The organism is Pseudonocardia hierapolitana, from assembly GCF_007994075.1.
Taxonomy (GTDB): Bacteria; Actinomycetota; Actinomycetes; order Mycobacteriales; family Pseudonocardiaceae; genus Pseudonocardia; species Pseudonocardia hierapolitana.
This window is the reverse complement of sequence record NZ_VIWU01000001.1, coordinates 7,356,166-7,375,717: the sequence shown is the minus strand read 5'-3', so window position 1 is coordinate 7,375,717 and position 19,552 is coordinate 7,356,166. Positions and strand designations below refer to the sequence as shown.

The following is a 19,552-nucleotide window of genomic DNA, read 5'->3' as shown; positions in this document are numbered from 1 at the left end:
GGACGTTCAGGAAAGCCACGTTCAGGGCTTTGCAGGCCCTGAATGTGGCTTTCCTGAACCGGCCGGGCCTTCGGCCAGTGCGGCCAGCACCGCCGCGACCGCAGGCACGCGTTCCACCCCGGCGCGGTGGAGCACGCCCACCGTCCGCGGGACGAGCGCGGGATCGTGGTGGACGCGGACGCCGTCCACGGCGGCGGCGTGCAGGGCCATCTCGGGGAGGAGCGACACCGCGAGCCCGCGGGCGACGAGCGCCTGCACGGCGACGTAGTCGTCGGTGACGTGCCGGATGTCGGGCGCGAAGCCGGCGTCCACGCAGGCGGCCACGAGGTTGGCGCGGCAGCGTTCACACCCGGCGACCCAGGCCTCGTCGCGCAAGTCGGCGAGCTTCGCGACGCCCGGGTGCGCCGCAGGGAGCACGATCCGCACCGGGTCCGTGCCGAGGGGAAGCCAGCCGAGGTCCGGCTCCGCGGCCTGCCCCGGGTAGCGGAATGCCAGCGCGAGGTGCACGGCGTTGGACCGCACGAGCGCGGCGGCCTCGGGCGGCTCGGCCTCCTCCACGCGCAGCTGCATGCTGGGAGCGCGTTCGCGCAGCTCCGCGGCGAGCGCCGGCACGACGACGGCCCCGGCCGACGGGAACGCGGCCATCCGGACCGTCCCCGCGCCGAGTCCGACCAGGTCGTCGAGCTCCTCGCGGGCCGAGCGCAGGGCGGCGTCGACGGCGTCCGCGTGGCGCAGCACCGCGGCCCCGGCCTCGGTCGGGACCACGCCCGTCGGCCCGCGCACCAGGAGCGGCGTGCCCGCCTCGCGCTCCAGCGCGGCGAGCTGCTGGCTCACCGCAGGCTGCGTCCAGCCGAGGCCGCGGGCACCCGCGCTGATCGAGCCCGCGCGCACGACCGCGCGGAAGGTGAGAAGCCGCCGAGGATCCACGCCATAAGCATGACTGATGGATTACCCAAGCAGAACACGGCTTCCTATGGCTTCGCCCCGCGCCACACGATGTCCCCATGCGACGAATCGGCGTGATCGGTGGGATGAGCTGGTACTCGACCGCGGAGTACTACCGGGTGATCAACGAGCGGGTGCAGGAGCGGCTGGGCGGCCACCACAGCGCCGACCTGCTGGTGCACTCGCTCGACTTCGACGAGATCCGGCAGTGCCAGATCGACGGCGACTGGGAGCGGGCCGGGAAGATCATGGCGACGAGCGCCGCCGGGCTCGTCGGTGCGGGCGCGCAGCTGGTCGTGCTCGCCACGAACCTCATGCACAAGTCGGCTGGGGCGATCGAGGACGCGATTCCGGTTCCGTTCCTGCACATCGCGGATGCGGTGGCGCAGGAGGCGGCGCGGCTGGGCGCGCGCCGGATCGGCCTGCTCGGGGCCCGCCCAGTGCTGGAGGACGACTTCTACGCCGAGCGGCTGGCCCGCCACGGCATCGAGACGGTCGTGCCCGACGCGCCCACCCGCGCCCGGCTCGACGAGATCATCTTCGGCGAGCTCACGGTCGGCAACGTCAGGCCCGAGTCACGCGCAGAGTTGCTGGCAGCGATCGAGGGCCTCGCCGGCGGGGGCGCCGAGGCCGTGGCGCTCGCATGCACCGAGCTCGAGCTGGCAGTCACGGCCGAGGACTCCCCCATGCCGCTGATCGCCACCGCTCGCACCCACGCCCGCCACGCGGCCGACCTCGCCCTCGCGCCAACAAGCGGCGCGACGAACGGCACCCTCGTCGGTACCCGTCGAACCGGACCCGCACGATGACCGCGCCGTCCAGTACCGACCCGATCCGGTTCCTGCACGAGCAGCTGGGGTCCAAGTGTGTCGTCGGCCTCCATCACGCAGACGGCGGATCGCCGCGGTCACGCCGGAGGGCCGCCCGCCAGTGGCTGGGCGACATGCCTCGTTCGCGCTTGAACGCCCGGCTGAACGCCTCCTCGGAGAGGTACCCGACCCGCCGGGCGATCGTGAACACCGCCAGCTCGGTCGTTGCCAGCAGCTCCACGGCCAGGTGCATGCGCCACCCGGTGAGGTAGCGGATCGGCGACTGCCCGAGGACCTGGCGGAAGCGCTCGTCCAGCGCGGACCGCGACGTGGCCACCGCGGCTGCCAGGCCGGCGACGGTCCACCTGCGCTCGGGCTCCTGATGCAGCACGGCGAGGGCCGGCGCGAGCACCGGATCACGCAGGGCGGCGATCCACCCGTGGTCGATCGCAGGCGCTGTCGCCAGGTGGGTGCGCAGCACCTCGATCAGGACGAGCTCAGGAAGGCGCGTCGCGATCACGCTCGGCGACCGGTTCGACGGGGGTACGGCATCAGCCATGGCGTAGTCGATGCTCGCCCTGACCCAGCCGGCCGCGGGTGCGCTCATCAGGCGCACCACGAACACCGCGGGCAGGGCCCGCATCGCGGGATCGAACAGCGGATCGGTGCTGTGCAGGAAGCCGCAGACGATCTCGGTACGCCGGCCACCGCCGCCGAGGTGGAGCATCGGCATCACCTCCCACGGCAGTGGGTCGAGCAGGGAGAGGATCGATACGCACTCGGCGGCACCCTCTCCGCCCATCACGTAGTGGTCGCCGTACGGCATGACGATCACGTCGCCGGCCTCGGCGCGGTAGCGCACTCCGTCATCGACGGCGACCCAACACGATCCGGAAGCGACGATGTGGAACAGGGTCAGCCGATCGGCGCCCGGAACCAGCGCGTCGGCCAGGGCGAGCGGGCTCGACTCCAACTCGAACGGCTCGGTGAGCTCGGTACGGAAGAACAACGCGCCTTCCAGGCGCAGATGCTCGAGCGCCGAGGACAACGCGTCGTTCATCGCAACGATCTCGGGGTGCCGGCTAGCACGGGCGGTGTCCTGGTCATGGGTTTTCCCTCCTCCTCCACCCACGATCAGAGTCGACCCTAGACACCGACGAAGGAGAACCCAGGTGACCGAGTTCCCCCCACTGACGCACATCGCCGTGACCGTGCGCGAGCTGAACGTGAGCGTCCCGTGGTACGAAGCCCTCTTCGACGCCCGACCGGTGATCGACGAGGACACCGACCCGGACATGCACCACACCGTGTTCGTGCTCGGCAACGGCACCCTGCTCGGCCTGCACCAGCACCAGGGCCGCGGAGCGGCGGCGCGCTTCAGCGAGTTCCAGGTCGGCCTCGACCACGTCGCCTTCGGCTGCGCCACCCGCGGTGAGCTGGAGAAGTGGTCTCGCAAGCTTGACGAGCTGGGCATCGAGCACGGCGTGATCAAGGACGCGCCCTACGGATCCGGTCTTGCCTTCCGCGACCCGGACGGCATCGCCCTGGAGTTCTTCGCTCCACCCGCGGAGGCCTGAGCCGCCGCACCGCGCCCGCGCGTGGTCGCGGGCGCGGTGCGGCTCCGGATCGATCCTCGAGAGGATCCACGCCGGTGAACCCCGGTCGGCGCATCACGCCACGCGTAGGTCGATCTCCACCGGCCGGTGGACGCAGCGTTCAGCGCCCGAGAACAGCGCTCACCGCGCGGGTGCCGGTCAGCCGGTGAACACCGCGCGGTGGTCGCCGGCGAACTCCGCGAGAAGCACGGAGATGCGACATGGCTGGCCGTCCGACGAGAAACGCGACCGGCTCGCGTGGATCACGCTGAAACCGACCCGAGACCAAGACCACGGCCGATCCCGCCGGCACACCTCGACCACAACCAGGCGGGCAGTCGTCGGGTGCTACACGCGGAAGCCCAGGGCTCGGAGTTGTTCCCGGCCCTCGTCGGTGATCTTGTCGGGGCCCCAGGGGGGCATCCAGACCCAGTTGATCTTGATGTCGTCCACCAGGCCGGGCCCGATGAGGGCGCCTCGCGCCTGCTCCTCGATGACGTCGGTCAGCGGGCAGGCTGCCGACGTGAGCGTCATGTCGATCGTGGCGACGCCGTTCTCGGCCTGGATGCCGTAGACGAGCCCGAGGTCGACGACGTTGATGCCGAGCTCCGGGTCGACCACGTCCTTCATGGCCTCCTCGAGGTCGTCGATCGACACCGCGTCCGCGTCCGACGGCGGGGGCGGCTCGGGCATCCCGGCCGCGCCACGCACGACCTCTTCCGTCTCACTCATGTGGTTGCCTCCTCCGCCACGACGGTACCCGCCGTGCCGTTCGCGGGACCGGTCTCGGCACGGGCAACGGCATCCTTGAACGCCATCCACCCGAGCAGTGCGCACTTCACCCGCGCCGGGTAGCGGGCGACGCCCGCGAACGCCACGCCGTCGCCGAGCACGTCCTCGTCCGGCTCGACCTGGCCGCGGCCCTGTGCCATCTCCTGGAACGCGGCGAGGACCTCGCGGGACTCCCCGACCGACCGCCCGACGACGAGGTCGGTGAGCACCGACGCCGACGCCTGGCTGATCGAGCACCCGAGGGTCTCGTAGGAGACGTCGGCGATCTTCTCGCCGTCCAGCTTGACGCGCAGGGTGATCTCGTCGCCGCAGGTCGGGTTGATCTGGAAGGACTCGGCGTCGAACGGTTCGCGCAGGCCAGCACCGTGCGGCGACCTGTAGTGGTCCAGGATGATCTCCTGGTACATCTGCTCCAACTGCACTAGCTCACCCCGAAGAACTCGCGGGCCGCGCCCACACCGTCGATCAGCGCGCCGACCTCGTCCGGGGTGTTGTACACCGCGAAGGACGCCCGCACGGTGGCCGCCACGCCGAACCGGCGGTGCAACGGCCATGCGCAGTGGTGTCCCACCCGAACGGCGACGCCGCGGTCGTCGAGCACCTGGCCGACGTCGTGGGCGTGCACCCCGTCCACGACGAACGCCACCGCGCCGCCACGCTGCTCCAGCGACCGCGGGCCGATGACCCGCACGCCGGGCACCCCGGCCAGGCCGTCGAGCGCCAGCCGGGTGAGCGCGAGTTCGTGGGCGTGCACGCGGTCCATGCCGATGTCCGACAGGTAGTCCACCGCGGCGCCCAGGCCCACGGCCTGCGACGTCATCGGCACGCCCGCCTCGAACCGCTGCGGAGGTGGGGCGTAGGTGGAGCCCTCCATCCGCACCAGCTCGATCATCGACCCGCCGGTGAGGAACGGCGGCATCGCGGCCAGGAGCTCCGCGCGCCCGTAGAGCACGCCGATGCCGGACGGGCCGAGCATCTTGTGCCCGGAGAACGCGGCGAAGTCGATGCCCAGGTTCGTCAGGTGCACCGGCATGTGCGGCACGGACTGGCACGCGTCGAGCAGCGTGAGCGCACCGACCGCCTGCGCCCGCCGCACCAGCTCCGCGATCGGCAGGATCGTGCCGAGCACGTTGGACTGGTGGGCGAACGCCACCAGCTTCGTGCGCTCGGACAGCTCGATCGAGTCGAGGTCGAGCCGACCCTCGTCGTCGACGGAGTACCAGCGCAGCGTGGCACCGGTACGGCGGCAGAGCTCCTGCCACGGCACCAGGTTGGCGTGGTGCTCCAGCTCGGTGATCACGATCTCGTCGCCGGGGCCGATGGCGAACCGCTCGGTCTCGGGGCCGAGGCCGGCGCGCACCGCGGAGTTGCTCATCGCGTAGGCGACGAGGTTGATCGCCTCGGTGGCGTTCTTCGTGAACACCACCTCACCGGCACCGGCGCCGACGAACGCGGCGATCCGCGCCCGGGCCGACTCGTAGGCGTCGGTGGCCTCCTCCGCGAGCTGGTGGGCACCGCGGTGCACGGCCGCGTTGTGCTGCTCGAGGAACGCGCGCTCGGCGTCGAGCACCTGCCGCGGCCGCTGCGACGTGGCCCCCGAGTCGAGGTAGACCAGGGGCCGCCCGTCGCGGACGGTGCGGGTGAGGATCGGGAAGTCCGACCGGAGCGTCCCGACGTCCAGCCCTGCGAGCTGGGGAGCCTCGAGCGCGGTCATCAGACCGCCGCCTCGGCCTTCCCGCCCGTGAACCGCACGTACCCGCTGCGCTCCAGCTCGTCGGCGAGCTCGGGGCCGCCGGACTCGACGACCCGCCCCCCGGCGAACACGTGCACGCGGTCGGGGCGGATGTGCTGCAGGATCCGGGTGTAGTGCGTGATCAGCAGCACGCCGGTGTCGTGGCCCTCGCGGTAGCGGTTGACGCCCTCCGACACGACGCGCAGCGCGTCGACGTCGAGGCCGGAGTCGGTCTCGTCGAGGATGGCGAACTTGGGCTTGAGCAGCGCGAGCTGCAGCACCTCGTGGCGCTTCTTCTCGCCGCCGGAAAAGCCCTCGTTGACCGAGCGCTCCGCGAAGTCGGGGTCGATGTCGAGGTCGGCCATCGCGCCCTTGACCTCCTTGACCCACGTGCGCAGCTTCGGCGCCTCGCCGCGGATCGCGGTGGCCGCGGACCGCAGGAAGTTGGCCATCGACACGCCGGGCACCTCGACCGGGTACTGCATGGCGAGGAAGAGGCCCGCGCGGGCGCGCTCGTCGACCGCGAGGTCCAGGAGGTCCTGGCCGTCGAGGGTGACGCTGCCCGAGGTGATCTCGTACTTCGGGTGGCCCGCGATCGCGTAGGCGAGGGTGGACTTGCCGGACCCGTTGGGACCCATGATCGCGTGCGTCTCGCCGGTGCGGACCGTGAGGTCGACGCCCTTCAGGATCTCCTTGGCGCCGTCGTCGGTCGCGATCGAGACGCGCAGGTCCTTGATCTCCAAGGTGGACATGTTCTGTGACTGCTCCGTGGTGGTGGGGTTCAGGCGCCTGCGACTGCCAGCTCGGCTTCGATCGCCGCTTCCAGGCGTTCGCGCAGCTCGGGCAGTGTGAGCTTGGACAGGATCTCGCCGAAGAAGCCGCGGACGACGAGCCTGCGCGCGACGTCCTCGGGGATGCCGCGGCTCTGCAGGTAGAACAGCTGCTCGTCGTCGAACCGGCCGGTGGCGCTGGCGTGGCCGGCACCGGTGATCTCGCCGGTCTCGATCTCCAGGTTGGGAACGGAGTCGGCGCGGGCGCGCTGGGTGAGCACCAGGTTGCGGTTGAACTCGAACGTCTCGGTGGCCTCTGCGGCGGCCCGGATCACGACGTCACCGATCCAGACGGTGTGCGCCCCGTCGCCCTGCAGCGCGTTCTTGTACAGGACATCGGAGCGGCAGTGCGGCACCGAGTGGTCGACGAGCAGCCGCTGCTCCAGGTGCTGGCCGGCGTCGGCGTAGCCCAGCCCGCGCAGCTCGGCGTCACCGCCGGGGCCTGCGTAGCTGACGGTCTCGCTGACCCGCACCAGGTCGCCGCCGAGCGACACCGACGTGGAGCGCAATGTGGCGTCGCGGCCCACCGAGTAGTGGCGGGCGCCCACGTGCACGGCGTCGTCGGCCCACTCCTCGGTGACGACGAGCTCCAGGCGCGAGCCATCGGCGAGCACGACCTCGAGGTTGTCGGCGACGGTGCCCGAGCCGCGGTGCTCGATCACCACGGTGGCCTCGGCGTGCCGGGCGGTGCGCAGCTGCAGGTGACCCGTGGCGGTGCGCCCCTCCCCCGGCCCGGTGACCGTGATCGTGACCGGGCCCGGGGTGCCGTCGAGCGTGACGACGACGGCCTCACGGAACGCCGACCACGCCGCTGCGGCGACCCGGTCGGCGGGAACGCCGCCCTCGCCGATGCGCGGGTCGTCGCGACCGACGGTCTCGACGGTGACGCCGTCTGCGCCCGATACGTCGACCTTGGTGGCGGTGTCCAGGGACGCCGTGCCGTCGTGCAGACCGCGCAGCCGCCGCAGCGGGGTGAACCGCCAGTTCTCCTCGCGGCCGCCGGGCACCTCGAAGGCCTCGACGTCGTAGGAGGTGAAGCGCTCGCTCGCCGATGCGATCGGCGCCTCACCCTGGCCCTTCTTCGCGCCCTTCAGCTCGGGTGCGAGGCCGGCAACTTCTGGAGCCGTCATCCGACAGCGCCCTCCATCTGCAGCTCGATCAGTCGGTTCAGCTCCAGCGCGTACTCCATGGGGAGCTCGCGCGCGATGGGCTCGACGAACCCGCGCACGACCATGGCCATCGCCTCGTCCTCGGTGAGACCACGGCTCATCAGGTAGAAGAGCTGGTCGTCGCTCACCTTGGACACGGTGGCCTCGTGGCCCATCGTGACGTCGTCGGTGCGCACGTCGACGTACGGGTAGGTGTCGGAGCGGCTGATCGTGTCGACCAGCAGCGCGTCGCACTTCACCGTGGAGCGGCTGTGGTGGGCCCGCGGGTTGACCTGCACGAGGCCGCGGTAGGACGTGCGGCCACCGCCACGCGCCACCGACTTCGAGATGATCGTCGAGGACGTGTGCGGCGCCAGGTGCACCATCTTCGCGCCCGCGTCCTGGTGCTGGCCCTCGCCCGCGAACGCGATCGAGAGCACCTCGCCCTTGGCGTGCTCGCCCATGAGCCAGACGGCCGGGTACTTCATGGTGACCTTGGAGCCGAGGTTGCCGTCGACCCACTCCATGGTGGCGCCCTCTTCGGCCTTGGCCCGCTTCGTCACCAGGTTGTAGACGTTGTTCGACCAGTTCTGGATGGTCGTGTAGCGGCAGCGGCCGCCCTTCTTCACGATGATCTCGACGACCGCGGAGTGCAGCGAGTCGGTCTTGTAGATCGGCGCGGTGCAGCCCTCGACGTAGTGCACGTAGGCACCCTCGTCGACGATGATCAGCGTGCGCTCGAACTGGCCCATGTTCTCGGTGTTGATCCGGAAGTAGGCCTGCAGCGGGATGTCGACGTGCACGCCCGGCGGCACGTAGATGAACGACCCGCCCGACCACACGGCCGAGTTGAGCGCGGAGAACTTGTTGTCGCCGGCCGGGATGACCGAACCGAAGTACTCCTTGAACAGCTCCGGGTGCTCGCGCAGGCCGGTGTCGGTGTCCAGGAAGATGACGCCCTGGGCCTCGAGGTCCTCACGGATCTGGTGGTACACGACCTCGGACTCGTACTGCGCCGCGACGCCCGCGACCAGCCGGGCCTTCTCCGCCTCGGGGATGCCCAGCTTGTCGTAGGTGTTCTTGATGTCCTCCGGCAGCTCCTCCCACGAGGTGGCCTGCTTCTCGGTGGACCGCACGAAGTACTTGATGTTGTCGAAGTCGATGCCCGACAGGTCGGCACCCCACCGCGGCATCGGCTTGCGCTCGAACAGGTCGAGCGCCTTGAGCCGGAAGTCGAGCATCCACTTCGGCTCGTTCTTCATGCCGGAGATGTCTGCGACGACGTCCGCCGACAGCCCACGGCGGGCGGAGGCGCCTGCGACGTCGGGATCTGCCCAGCCGAAGTCGTAGCGGCCGAGTGTCGCGAGCGTCTCCTCCTGGGTGAGTGCCTCAGGAGTGGTGGTCATGCGTCCTCCCTGCGGACGGTTGTGGTGGGCTCGTGCAACCGCTGGAAGTCGGGAGCGTCCAACGGAACGTGCGTGGTGCACGCGGAGTCGCCGCGCGCGATGGTGGCAAGCCGCTGCACGTGGGTGCCGAGCAGGGCGGCGAAGGCCTGGGTCTCGGCCTCGCACAGCTCGGGGAACGCCGCGGCGACGTGGGCTACCGGGCAGTGGTGCTGGCACAGCTGCACGCCGGTGCGCGACTCGCGGGCCTGCGCCGCGTAGCCGCGCGCCGTGAGCAGCGCGGCGAGGGCTTCCGCCTTCGCGTCGGGCCGGGGCGCCGCCGCGACCTGCTGGGCCCCGGACGCGAGCAGCGCGTCGACCCGGGTGCGGGCGAAGCCGCGCACCGCGGCCTCGCCGCCGTGCTCCGCGAGGTACTGCAGCGCGGCGACCGCCAGCTCGTCGTAGCCGTGGCCGAACCGGGCCCGGCCCGCGTCGGTGAGCAGGTACTGCCGAGCCGGGCGGCCCCGCCCGCGCGGGCCCCGCCGGGGCGCCTCGCGGGCCTCGGCCTCGCCGTCGACGATCAGCGCGTCGAGGTGGCGCCGGACGGCAGCGGCCGACAGCTCCAGCTCCGCGGCGACCGCCGCCGCCGTGATCGGGCCCTGCTCCATCAGCAGCCGGGCCACGGCTTCGCGCGTGCGGCCCTCACCGGTCGACGCGCCCTCCGGGAGGCGGACGTCGACCGGCACGGCAGGCCGGGCGCTTTTCACAACACCAGTCTTGCGTATATCGCCCCCGGGGGCAAAGGCGCCCCCACCCGAGGTGAGGACGCTCACTCTCGGGCCCGCCGACGGGCTGCCCAGCGCCTTCGGCGGAAGCACCCGACAGCGGCGGATCAGCACGGCGATCAAGGGCTCACGGTCGCTGTTGAAGATCAACCAGCGACCGTCTCGCCTTGATCAGCGAGGCTCCGGGGGGACGGAGGTCGGGGCGTCCCCCGCCCGGCCTTCCGCCGCTCATCAGACACCTTCGGACACGGGGTGGCCGGCCCGCGTGCGGCACTGGATACGCTTCCCCCCATGGTCGCCCGGGAGCTCGACACCTCCGCGGCGGACGCGCAGCCCGGCCCGTCCGCCGTCCGCGACCCGAGCCGGATGGCCCGGCTCGTCGGGCTCACCGGCACGCTCCTCATGGCGATCGGCGGCCTCGGAGCCGGGGCGCTGCCGGTGCCCAACCCGGTGTTCGGGCTGCGGTTGCTCGGCCTGCCCAGCCGCAACACCACGATCGCGATCGCCGTCACCTACACCGGCATCTGCCTGCTCGTGCTCGCGTGGCTGTGGGTCGGCAAGATGCTGCGCGCCCGCGGCGCCGTGCCGCCCGCGCCCACCCCGGCGCAGCTCGCGCGCACCGCCGTGATGTGGGCCGTGCCGCTGGCCCTCGCCCCGCCGCTCTTCTCCCGCGACGTCTACAGCTACCTCGCCCAGAGCGCCACCCTCGCGCGCGGGCTCGACCCGTACGTGCTCGGACCTGCCGAGGCTCTCGGCGTCGACGACCCGCTCACCCGCAGCATCCCCAACATCTGGCGCGACACCCCCGCGCCCTACGGCCCGCTCTTCCTGATCATGGGCCGCGGGATCACGGCGCTGTCGGGCAACGACATCGTGCTCGGCATCTTCGAGTACCGGCTGCTCGCGTTCGCCGGCCTCGGCCTGATCATCTGGGCTCTGCCGAAGCTGGCCCGGCGCTGCGGGCTCGACACCGGCCTCGCGATGTGGCTGGGCCTGGCCAACCCGCTCGTCCTGTTCCACCTCGTGAGCGGCATCCACAACGAGGCGCTCATGGTGGGCCTGATGCTCGCGGGCTTCGAGATCGGCCTGCGCGCGGGCGACAAGTTGCTCGACCGCGACCTCCTGGCCGGCGCGCTGCTCATCGTGGCGGCATCGGCGATCAAGCTCCCCGCCATCCTCGCGCTGGGTTTCCTCGGCATGGAGTGGGCCCGCCGCCGGGGCGGGCGGATCACCGACGTCCTCCCGGTCGCCGGCCTGTTCAGCCTGCTCGCGGTGGTGTGCTACCTCCCGCTGTCGCTGGGCACGGGCGTCGGGATCGGCTGGTTGAAGACACTCGACATCCCCCAGCTCATCCGCAGCTGGATGTCGGTCACCACCGATCTCGGCATGATCGGCGGGCAGGTCGGTGTCCTCGCCCGGCTGGGCGACCACACCGACGCCGTGCTCGCCGTGTCCCGCAACATCGGCCTCGCGGCGTCGGCCGTGCTCGTCGTGCTGCTGCTCTTCGCCGTGCTGCGTGGCCGCGTCGAGCCCATCACCGGCATGGGCACCGCGCTCGGCGCCGTGGTGCTCCTCGGACCCGTCGTGCACCCCTGGTACCTGCTGTGGGCCGCCATCCCGCTCGCCGCCACCCGCGGCCTGCCGCGCTACCGGCGCGCCGCGCTCGCCGCATCGGCCGTGCTCGCGCTCCTCGTGCCGCCCACCGGAGCCGACTTCCAGTTCCGCGCGTTCCAGCTCCCCCTGTCCATCATCGCGGGGATCGGGATCCTGCTGGTCTTCCTGCTCGTGCTGCGCCGCCACCTCGCCGGTCAGAGCGGCCCCGACATCGACGTGCTGCCCGGCCGCGCCCCCGTCCCCGTGCCCGAGACCAGCGCCTAGGCGCGTCGCCTTAAGCTCGACCATCGTGAGTACCGTGCGGTCGACGGACGGGCCGCCAGCCGTCATGGTTCGGGGCCTGGTGAAACGCTACGGCCGCACCACCGCGGTCGACGGGCTCGACCTCGAGCTGCCCACCGGTTCCGTCCTCGCGCTGCTCGGGCCCAACGGCGCAGGCAAGACCACCACCGTCGAGGTCTGCGAGGGCTTCCTGCGCGCCGACGCGGGCGAGGTGCGGGTGCTCGGCGTCGATCCCACGGGCGCACCCGACGCCCTCCGGGCCCGCATCGGCGTGATGCCGCAGGGCGGCGGCGCCTACCCCGGCGTGCACGCCGCCGAGATGCTCCGGCTGGTCGCCGCCTGCTCCGCACACCCGCTCGACGTCGGGTGGCTCGCCTCCGTGCTCGGGCTCGACGGCTGCGGACGCACCCCGTACAAGCGGCTGTCGGGCGGCCAGCAGCAGCGGCTCGCGCTCGCCTGCGCCATCGTCGGCCGCCCCGAACTGGTGTTCCTCGACGAACCCACGGCCGGGATGGACCCGCAGGGCCGTCGGCTGGTCTGGGAGCTCATCCGCGCGCTGCGCCGCGACGGCGTGTCCGTGCTGCTCACCACGCACCTGATGGAGGAGGCGGAGGCGCTGGCCGACCACGTCGTGATCGTCGACGGCGGACGGGTCGTCGCGCAGGGCTCACCCGCCGCGCTCACCGCCACCGGCGGCCAGCAGGAGCTGCGCTTCCGCGCCCGGCCCGGCATGGACGTGGCCGAGCTCACCGCGGCGCTCCCGGCCGGCTACGGCGCGGACGAGCCCGTGGCCGGCCGCTACGTGGTGCAGGGCCGCATCGATCCCCAGGTGCTGTCCACGATCACCTCCTGGTGCGCGGCCAACGGCGCGCTCGCCGACGACGTGCAGGTCGCGCGCCGCAGCCTGGAGGACGTGTTCCTCGAGCTCACGGGCCGGGAGTTGCGCTCATGACCCCACCCCTGTTCCCGGCCGGCACCTTCACCCCCCGCCCGGGCGCCGGATCGCCGCTTTCGATGCTCGCCACCCAGTCGGTCACCGAGTTGCGGCTCGCGCTGCGCCACGGCGAGCAGGTGCTGCTCACCGTGCTGATCCCGATCGTCCTGCTGGTGGGGCTCACCCTGCTCTCGGTGGTGCCGCTGCCCGAGCCGCGGATCGCCACCGTGACGCCCGGGGTGCTCGCGCTCGCCGTGATGTCCACCGCGTTCACCGGGCAGGCGATCGCCCTCGGCTTCGACCGCCGCTACGGGGTGGTGCGCAGGCTCGCCGCCACCGCGCTCCCCCGCTGGCTGCTCGTGGCCGGACGCCTCGTCGCCGTGCTGGGCGTCGTCGTCGTCCAGATCGTGCTGCTCGGCGCGATCGCAGCCGGGCTGGGCTGGCGGCCCGAGCCCGCGGGCGTCGGCTGGGGGTTGCTGCTGGTGCTGCTGGGCTGCGCCGCCTTCGCCGCGCTCGGGATCCTGCTCGGCGGGTCGCTGCGCGCCGAGATCACCCTCGCCGTGGCCAACCTCGTGTGGTTCGTGCTGCTCCTCGCGGGCGGCATCGTGATCCCGCCGGAGCAGCTGCCCGGCCCGCTCGCCACGGTGACCGCCGCCCTGCCGTCGGGCGCGCTGGCGGAGGGTCTGCGCGACACCCTCGCCACCGGCGCGCCCCCGGCTGCCGCCCCGGTGCTGGTGTTGCTCGCGTGGACGGCGGCCGCGAGCGCCCTGGCCATCCGCACCGTCCGCCTCCGGTAGCCCGCGCCGGGTCCTCGCCCCCTGCGACCGCCACAAGCGCGCTGTGGCTCAGGCCCGCACCGGGCGCCCCGGGAGCGCGGTCTCGTCGAGCTCCCCGTCCCGGACGACCGCGCGCCCGTTGACCAGGACGTGGCGGAAGCCGGTGCTCGGGCGGGTGGTGTCGGTGTAGGTGGCGCGGTCGGTGACCGTCTCCGGGTCGAACACGACGACGTCGGCGTCCGCGCCGGGGTGCAGTCGCCCCTTGCGCGCCATCGCAGGCGCCACGGAGGCCACGATCTGCGCCGGCACCAGGCTGGCGCGCCGCACCGCCTCCGCGATGTTCAGCGCGCCGGTCTCCCGCACGAGCACCCGCAGCGTGCGCGCGAACGTCCCCGCCGTGCGCGGGTGCGTCACCGCGTCCGGGGGCAACGGCCAGCGCATCGGGTCGTACGCCGTCGTGCGCCAGATCGGCGACGCCGCGTCGCTCGCGACCGCGGTGTCGGGGAAGACCAGCGCGCGCTGCAGCACCGCGCGGGCCGAGGGATCGGACTCGTCGAGCAGGTGCACCAGCACCCAGTCCCCCTCGTTCGAGCTGCGCATGCGCCGCAGCTCGGCCTCGTCGGCCATGCGCCGACCGGTGGCGAGGTGCTGGATGGCCGACGGGCCGATGTCGCGCCGGTGCAGCACCTCGGGCGCCAGGAACGCGGCCCCGATGCCCGTCATGCCCGTCCCGTACGGGTAGGCCTCGGTGGTCACGGTCGCCCCGTTCGCCCTGGCCCGCTCCACCAGCGCGTGCACCCGGTCGACGTGACGCAGCGACGTGCTGTTCACGTGGCAGTAGTGCATGTGGGCGCCTGTCTCGCCGGCCGCCCGCACGATCTCCTCGGCGCCGTCGATCGGGGTGTCCGGGTCCTGTTCCACCAGCTCGCGCGCGTGGGTGTAGGTCGGCACCCCGTGCCGCGCGGCGAGGCCGGCGACGGCGACGTACTCGTCGGGGCCCACGCGCGGCGCGTACCCGACGAGGATGCCGATGCCGAGCGCGCCGGCGGCGAGGTCGTCCTCCAGCAGCGCGAGGATCCGGTCGACCTGGCCCTGGCCCGCCTCCCGCTGCCACTCCGGGACGCCCATGTTGCCGATCACGTCGTGCGCAGAGCCGGTGGTGGGCACCCCGGCGAGCACGTTCAGGCGGGCCGCGGCCCAGCAGGTAGAGAACCCGTAGTTGACCGGGCGGCCCTCGGCCGCCGCCCGGTCGTACGCGGCCGCGACCGGGTGGACACCCGCCTCCAGCTCGAGCGTGGTGGTGACGCCGTCGAGCACCTGCAGGCGCTGCCCGGGGATGTCGTCGCAGTGGCTGTGCAGGTCGATGAAGCCCGGCGCGACGACGAGCCCGCGCACGTCGAGGACCTCCCGCCCGTTGAGCTCGTCGGTGCTCACCGCGACCACCGTGTCGCCGTCGATCGCGACGTCGCGCACGGCGTCCGTGCCGGACTCCGGGTCGATCACCCGGCCGCCGCGCAGCACCAGGTCGTGGGGCATTAGGGAGCCACCTCCGCTGTGGGGGCGCCCAGCCGCAGGTCGGCCGGGCGCGAGGACGTGAACAGGGCGAGCAGGGCCGCCGCGACGGTCGAGGCGACGAGGAACGCGAACGCAGCGCCGAAGTCGAACTCCTCGGCGAGCCAGCCCATCACCAGCGGGGCGAGCACGCCCGCGAGCTGCCCACCGGTGTTCACCAGCCCCATGCCGGACCCGATCATCTCCCGCGGGAGCGCCCGGATCGGCATGCCGAGGATGCCCATCGTCGCGAGGCCGCTGAACGCCATGGCGAGCGACTGGTACACGGTGAACGCCGTGACGCTCTCCGCCATCAGCATGAGGACGAGCAGCACCGCCGAGACGGCGAGGACCGGGACGACGAGCAGGCGGGCCCGGTCGTCGAACCAGCGGCTCATCAGCCATCCGCCGACCACCGCGCTCACCGCCGTGATCAGCAGGGGCACCGCGGAGGACAGCCCGGCCGCGACGAGCGAGAGACCCCTCGCCTCGTACAGGTAGCTGGGGACCCAGGTGATCATCCCGTAGTTCAGCATGTTGAAGCACGCGAAGAGCGCCGCGTACCGCCACACGATGCCGCTGCGCAGCACCTGCCCCGGCCCCGCCTGTGCGGCGGCCGCTGCCGTCGCCCGGTCCGGCCCGGCCCCGTCCAGCTCCGTCACCTCGCGCGGCAGCGGCCGCGGGAGGCAGAGCCACATCAGCAGGCCGACCACCACCCCGCCGAGTGCGACGACCCAGAACGCGTGCCGCCATCCGATCGCGACGATGATCGGTGCCACCAGCAGCGGGGCGATGCCCGCGCCCAGGAAGTTCGAGGCGAGCATCAACCCGGCGCTGCGGTTGCGGGTCTGCGGGGTCGTGCGTTCCGCCAGCGCCTTGAACGACGCGCCCGGGAACAGCGCCTGCGCCACCCCGAACAGGGCGCGGACGGCCAGCAGCGCCACGAGCCCACCGACGAACCCGGTGGCGGCCGTGAACACCGACCAGGCCACGAGCGAGACCACCAGGAGCGGGCGCGCGCCGAACCGGTCGGCCAGCAGCCCGCCCGGCACCTGGAAGACCATGTAGGCGATCGCGAACGCGGAGACGACAAGTCCCTGCTGCGTCTTGTCGATGCCCAGGTCGCCACCCAGGAACGGCAGCGCCACGCCGATCATGACGCGATCGATGTAGTCGATCACGTACACCCCCATGAGGAGAGCGATCGTGACCGTCGAGGTCCGGCGGACGGCGTCATCGGGACCAGCGGCGGCGGGAACAGCGGCGGCGGGAACAGCGGTGGCGTCGAGCTCTCGGTTCACCGGCGGTCCTCCGTAGCGATCGGTTCCGGCGATTGTGTGGGCTGCGCCACCTGCACCTGCTTTGTCGATCCGTGAGAATCTGAGGCTCTGGATCTGGACGATCCTGCAACCACGACGCTGGCCTGCGCGCACCACGATCGGAATCCGACGGGGCGAGCAGGGAGGGGGAACGGATGACACCGCTTCCCGGCGTGCCGCTCTCCCACGTGCTCGACGAGGTGGGCAGCACGCTGTTGACGCTCGCGAGCGGTCGGGGGCGCGACCCGGTCGTCACCGGCGTCGCGATCCACGATCCCGCCGAGCAGGACGGCGGCACGCCTCCCCGCGGTGCCCTCGTGCTCGGTGTCGGCATCGCGGACGCGGAGCAGGCGAGCGCGCTGCTCGCCGCGCTGGGCCACGCGGGCGCCGCCGGGCTCGTGCTGCGGACCCACCTGCCGGCAGAGCAGGTCGACGCCGTCGCCGACGCAGCCGGGGTACCGGTCCTCGTCGCCGCTGCGGTGCCCTGGTCGCAGCTCGTCCAGCTGCTGCGTGGGGTCATCGACCCGGCGACGGCAGGGGGCGGGCCGGGCGGCCACCCCCTCGGCGATCTCTTCGCACTCTCCAACGGCCTCGCCGCGGCGCTGGGCGGAGCCGTCACCATCGAGGACCGCGCCTCGCGCGTACTGGCGTTCTCCGGTAACCAGGCGGTGGCGGACGCCGCACGCGTCGCGACGGTGCTGGGCCGCCAGGTGCCCGCCGAGTGGCGGGACCGACTCACCGCGGCGGGGGTGTTCGACCGCCTGTACTCCTCGAGCGAGCCCATCGACGTCGTGCTGCCCGTGCCCGGCCTGCACCCCCGCGCCGCGGTCGCCGTGCGGGCGGGCGAGGAGATCCTCGGCTCGATCTGGGCGACCACGGACGGCCCGCTCGACGCCGAACAGCGCCGGACGCTCGTCGCGGCGGCGCGTACGGCCGCGTTGCACATCCTCGAGGAGCGCGCCGTCGAGTCGGCCGGTCGCCGCAGGCGGGCCGAGCTGACCGCCCGCCTGCTCGACAGCGGTTCACCGGCGGCCGACACCGCTCGTCGGCTCGGTATGCCGAGCGGTCCCTTCGCCGTGGTGGCGGCCCGACTCGACGGCGGTCCGGGACTCGCCGCCGACCGGCAGGCGGGCCTGCAGCGCACCGCCGACGCGCTCGGCCTGCACCTCGCGCCGGTGAGCCCCGGCGTCGTGACCACCGTCCTGGACGACACCGCCTACGCGGTGCTGCCGCTGGCACCCCCCAGCACGCTCCGGCTCCCCGCCCCGGTGCGGCAGACGCTCGAACGGCTCGCCGGACGCCGGGACCCGCCGATCGCGATCGGCGTGAGCCGCCCGGTGGACGGTCCCGCCGGGCTGGGCGCGGCCCGGGACGACGCCGACGCCGTGCTCACGGTCCTGCCGGGCCGCGACCCGCGCACCGGCTTGCGCGTCGCGGAGCTCACCGACGTGTGGGCACAGGTGGTACTCGCACATCTCCCGGTCTCCGCCCGGCTACGGGGCTACTTCCGCACCGGCCCGCTCGCCGACGTGGCCCGCTACGACGCCGAGCACCGGACGCCGCTGCTGGAGTCGCTGCGCGTCCACCTGGAGTCCTTCGGCGACGTGGTCGGCGCCGCGGCGCGGCTGCACGTCCACCCGAACACCCTGCGCTACCGCCTCCGCCGCATCCGCGAGCTCACCGGCCTCGATCTCGAGGACGCCGACGCCCGGCTCGCCGTGGGCCTGCAGCTGCGCCTCGTCACGCTCCCGGCGCAGGTGCCACCCCACGATCCCGACGAGGAGTGAGATGCACGTCCCGCCCCACCCACCCCGCCGAGTCGTCGTCGCAGGTGCAGGCATGGTCGGCCTCGCCACGGCGTGGTTCCTGCAGGAGCACGGCGCCGAGGTCACCGTGCTCGACCGCTCGGACGTCGGCGCGGGGGCGTCCTGGGGCAACGCCGGCTACCTCACCCCGGTCATGGCGGTGCCGCTGCCCGAGCCGGGCCTGCTGCGCGAGGGGTTGCGCGGCCTGCTCGACCCGGCCTCGCCGCTACACGTGACGCCGCGGCCGACGCCCGCGACGCTCGCGTTCCTCCTCCGGTTCGCCGCCCGCTCCACCTCGGGGACCTGGCGGGCGGGGCTCGCCGCGCTCACCCCGCTGGACCGCGGCGCGCTCGCCGCCTTCGACGAGCTGGCCGCCGGCGGGGTCGCGGCGCCGACGCACGAGGCGCCCGTCCTCATCGGGTTCCCGGACCCGGGCGACGACGCCGGCCTGCGGCACGAGCTCGCCGCGGTGCGGGCGGCGGGCCAGGACGTCCGCCTGACCGCGATGGCCGACGTCGGCCCGCCGTTCTCCGAGCGGATCCGCTCGGTCCTGCGCCTCGACGGCCAGCGCCACGTCGACCCGGGCCGGTTCCTCTCGGCCCTCGCCGACTCCGTCCGGTCCCGCGGCGGCCGGATCGTCGCGGGCGCCCGGGTGCGGGCGGTGCGGTTCGGCCCCGCCGGGTTGCAGGTGGACACGTGGACCGACCGGCCGGAGCCCGCCGACGCGGTCGTCCTCGCCACCGGCGCGTGGCTGCCCGAGCTCGCGCGCACGGTGGGCGTGCGGCTGCCGGTCCAGGCCGGGCGCGGCTACTCGTTCAGCGCCGCGGCCGACCGGCCGTTGCCCCAGCCGGTCTACCTGCCGGCGGCGCGGGTCGCACTCACGCCGCTCGGGGAGCGGGTCCGCGTGGCCGGCACGATGGAGATCGCGGATCGCGACGCGCCGTTCGACGGCAGGCGCGTCGCCGCGATCGTCCGCTCGGTCGCGCCCTACCTGCGCGGCGTCGACCTCGCCGACGTCCGCGACCCGTGGGTCGGCCCCCGCCCGCTCACGCCCGACGGGCTCCCCCTCATCGGGCCGACCCGGATGCCGGGAGTGCACGTCGCTGGCGGCCACGGGATGTGGGGGGTCACGCTCGGGCCGGTGACCGGCAAGCTCCTCGCCCGCACGGTGATGACCTCGCACCCCGTGCCGGAACTGGGCCCGTTCGACCCCCTGCGGTTCGGTTCGCCGGGGCGCCGGCCGGGCTGACCCG

Annotated in this window: 18 protein-coding genes; 7 read left to right on the top strand and 11 right to left on the bottom strand. The window is 73.2% G+C overall.

Annotated elements, in window-relative coordinates:
- Nucleotides 1-21: 21 nt before the first annotated feature.
- A complete protein-coding gene (locus tag FHX44_RS34830) occupies nucleotides 22-927 on the bottom strand; it encodes a LysR family transcriptional regulator (RefSeq protein WP_147259661.1) in 906 nt (301 codons plus the stop codon).
- A gap of 77 nt (nucleotides 928-1,004) precedes the next feature.
- Here FHX44_RS34830 and FHX44_RS34825 point away from each other — a divergent pair, with 77 nt between their 5' ends.
- On the top strand, nucleotides 1,005-1,754 hold the full coding sequence (locus FHX44_RS34825) for an aspartate/glutamate racemase family protein (RefSeq protein WP_147259660.1): 750 nt from the start codon (nucleotides 1,005-1,007) through the stop codon (nucleotides 1,752-1,754).
- A 73-nt stretch (nucleotides 1,755-1,827) separates the two neighbouring features.
- On the opposite strand, the gene FHX44_RS34820 is transcribed toward FHX44_RS34825, so the two are convergent.
- The gene (locus tag FHX44_RS34820) at nucleotides 1,828-2,814 is read right to left on the bottom strand and encodes an AraC family transcriptional regulator (RefSeq protein WP_147259659.1); all 987 of its coding nucleotides are present in this window, start codon (nucleotides 2,812-2,814) and stop codon (nucleotides 1,828-1,830) included.
- Nucleotides 2,815-2,926: 112 nt separating this feature from the next.
- Between FHX44_RS34820 and FHX44_RS34815 the strand changes: the two genes are divergently transcribed.
- Nucleotides 2,927-3,331: a VOC family protein gene (locus FHX44_RS34815; RefSeq protein WP_147259658.1), complete on the top strand. Its 405-nt coding sequence runs from the start codon at nucleotides 2,927-2,929 to the stop codon at nucleotides 3,329-3,331.
- A 366-nt stretch (nucleotides 3,332-3,697) separates the two neighbouring features.
- Here the strand turns inward: FHX44_RS34815 and FHX44_RS34810 are convergent, their stop codons facing one another.
- From FHX44_RS34810 to FHX44_RS34780, 7 genes are read right to left on the bottom strand one after another with little or no spacing between them, the layout of a single operon-like run.
- Nucleotides 3,698-4,081 (bottom strand): metal-sulfur cluster assembly factor, encoded by a 384-nt coding sequence (locus FHX44_RS34810; RefSeq protein ID WP_147259657.1) that lies wholly within the window; start codon nucleotides 4,079-4,081, stop codon nucleotides 3,698-3,700.
- On the bottom strand, nucleotides 4,078-4,563 hold the full coding sequence (gene sufU / locus FHX44_RS34805; protein ID WP_147259656.1) for a Fe-S cluster assembly sulfur transfer protein SufU: 486 nt from the start codon (nucleotides 4,561-4,563) through the stop codon (nucleotides 4,078-4,080). Before sufU ends, FHX44_RS34810 begins: the two co-directional genes overlap by 4 nt.
- On the bottom strand, nucleotides 4,563-5,855 hold the full coding sequence (locus FHX44_RS34800; protein WP_147259655.1) for a cysteine desulfurase: 1,293 nt from the start codon (nucleotides 5,853-5,855) through the stop codon (nucleotides 4,563-4,565). Before FHX44_RS34800 ends, sufU begins: the two co-directional genes overlap by 1 nt.
- Nucleotides 5,855-6,625, bottom strand: a complete 771-nt coding sequence (gene sufC, locus FHX44_RS34795) for a Fe-S cluster assembly ATPase SufC (RefSeq protein ID WP_147259654.1) — start codon at nucleotides 6,623-6,625, stop codon at nucleotides 5,855-5,857. The genes FHX44_RS34800 and sufC overlap by 1 nt, the downstream gene beginning before the upstream one ends.
- A gap of 29 nt (nucleotides 6,626-6,654) precedes the next feature.
- Nucleotides 6,655-7,833 (bottom strand): Fe-S cluster assembly protein SufD, encoded by a 1,179-nt coding sequence (sufD, locus tag FHX44_RS34790; protein WP_147259653.1) that lies wholly within the window; start codon nucleotides 7,831-7,833, stop codon nucleotides 6,655-6,657.
- Nucleotides 7,830-9,257, bottom strand: a complete 1,428-nt coding sequence (gene sufB / locus FHX44_RS34785; RefSeq protein ID WP_147259652.1) for a Fe-S cluster assembly protein SufB — start codon at nucleotides 9,255-9,257, stop codon at nucleotides 7,830-7,832. The genes sufD and sufB overlap by 4 nt, the downstream gene beginning before the upstream one ends.
- A complete protein-coding gene (locus FHX44_RS34780) occupies nucleotides 9,254-10,000 on the bottom strand; it encodes a helix-turn-helix transcriptional regulator (RefSeq protein WP_212612785.1) in 747 nt (248 codons plus the stop codon). Before FHX44_RS34780 ends, sufB begins: the two co-directional genes overlap by 4 nt.
- Before the next feature lie 309 nt (nucleotides 10,001-10,309).
- Here FHX44_RS34780 and mptB point away from each other — a divergent pair, with 309 nt between their 5' ends.
- From mptB to FHX44_RS34765, 3 genes are all read left to right on the top strand, one after another.
- The gene (gene mptB / locus FHX44_RS34775) at nucleotides 10,310-11,896 is read left to right on the top strand and encodes a polyprenol phosphomannose-dependent alpha 1,6 mannosyltransferase MptB (RefSeq protein WP_170309158.1); all 1,587 of its coding nucleotides are present in this window, start codon (nucleotides 10,310-10,312) and stop codon (nucleotides 11,894-11,896) included.
- Nucleotides 11,897-11,960: 64 nt separating this feature from the next.
- Complete coding sequence (locus FHX44_RS34770) at nucleotides 11,961-12,866, top strand: ABC transporter ATP-binding protein (RefSeq protein WP_147261699.1); 906 nt, start codon at nucleotides 11,961-11,963, stop codon at nucleotides 12,864-12,866.
- On the top strand, nucleotides 12,863-13,645 hold the full coding sequence (locus FHX44_RS34765) for an ABC transporter permease (protein ID WP_147259651.1): 783 nt from the start codon (nucleotides 12,863-12,865) through the stop codon (nucleotides 13,643-13,645). Before FHX44_RS34770 ends, FHX44_RS34765 begins: the two co-directional genes overlap by 4 nt.
- A 48-nt stretch (nucleotides 13,646-13,693) precedes the next feature.
- On the opposite strand, the gene FHX44_RS34760 is transcribed toward FHX44_RS34765, so the two are convergent.
- Entirely contained in the window at nucleotides 13,694-15,160 is a 1,467-nt protein-coding gene (locus FHX44_RS34760; RefSeq protein ID WP_147259650.1) for an amidohydrolase family protein, read from the bottom strand.
- On the bottom strand, nucleotides 15,160-16,476 hold the full coding sequence (locus FHX44_RS34755) for an MFS transporter (protein WP_246170751.1): 1,317 nt from the start codon (nucleotides 16,474-16,476) through the stop codon (nucleotides 15,160-15,162). Before FHX44_RS34755 ends, FHX44_RS34760 begins: the two co-directional genes overlap by 1 nt.
- 173 nt (nucleotides 16,477-16,649) lie before the next feature.
- Between FHX44_RS34755 and FHX44_RS34750 the strand changes: the two genes are divergently transcribed.
- Nucleotides 16,650-18,281 (top strand): PucR family transcriptional regulator, encoded by a 1,632-nt coding sequence (locus FHX44_RS34750; protein WP_147259649.1) that lies wholly within the window; start codon nucleotides 16,650-16,652, stop codon nucleotides 18,279-18,281.
- Nucleotide 18,282: 1 nt separating this feature from the next.
- A complete protein-coding gene (locus tag FHX44_RS34745) occupies nucleotides 18,283-19,548 on the top strand; it encodes an NAD(P)/FAD-dependent oxidoreductase (RefSeq protein ID WP_147259648.1) in 1,266 nt (421 codons plus the stop codon).
- Nucleotides 19,549-19,552 lie beyond the last annotated feature (4 nt).

Bases quoted from the DNA above. Each gene is read 5' to 3' on its own strand.
- FHX44_RS34825 (WP_147259660.1), top strand. From the start codon at position 1,005: ATGCGACGAATCGGCGTGATCGGTGGGATGAGCTGGTACTCGACCGCG.
- FHX44_RS34820 (WP_147259659.1), bottom strand. From the start codon at position 2,814: ATGAACGACGCGTTGTCCTCGGCGCTCGAGCATCTGCGCCTGGAAGGC.
- FHX44_RS34810 (WP_147259657.1), bottom strand. From the start codon at position 4,081: ATGAGTGAGACGGAAGAGGTCGTGCGTGGCGCGGCCGGGATGCCCGAG.
- FHX44_RS34800 (WP_147259655.1), bottom strand. From the start codon at position 5,855: ATGACCGCGCTCGAGGCTCCCCAGCTCGCAGGGCTGGACGTCGGGACG.
- sufC (WP_147259654.1), bottom strand. From the start codon at position 6,625: ATGTCCACCTTGGAGATCAAGGACCTGCGCGTCTCGATCGCGACCGAC.
- sufD (WP_147259653.1), bottom strand. From the start codon at position 7,833: ATGACGGCTCCAGAAGTTGCCGGCCTCGCACCCGAGCTGAAGGGCGCG.
- sufB (WP_147259652.1), bottom strand. From the start codon at position 9,257: ATGACCACCACTCCTGAGGCACTCACCCAGGAGGAGACGCTCGCGACA.
- mptB (WP_170309158.1), top strand. From the start codon at position 10,310: ATGGTCGCCCGGGAGCTCGACACCTCCGCGGCGGACGCGCAGCCCGGC.
- FHX44_RS34770 (WP_147261699.1), top strand. From the start codon at position 11,961: ATGGTTCGGGGCCTGGTGAAACGCTACGGCCGCACCACCGCGGTCGAC.
- FHX44_RS34765 (WP_147259651.1), top strand. From the start codon at position 12,863: ATGACCCCACCCCTGTTCCCGGCCGGCACCTTCACCCCCCGCCCGGGC.
- FHX44_RS34760 (WP_147259650.1), bottom strand. From the start codon at position 15,160: ATGCCCCACGACCTGGTGCTGCGCGGCGGCCGGGTGATCGACCCGGAG.
- FHX44_RS34750 (WP_147259649.1), top strand. From the start codon at position 16,650: ATGACACCGCTTCCCGGCGTGCCGCTCTCCCACGTGCTCGACGAGGTG.
- FHX44_RS34745 (WP_147259648.1), top strand. From the start codon at position 18,283: ATGCACGTCCCGCCCCACCCACCCCGCCGAGTCGTCGTCGCAGGTGCA.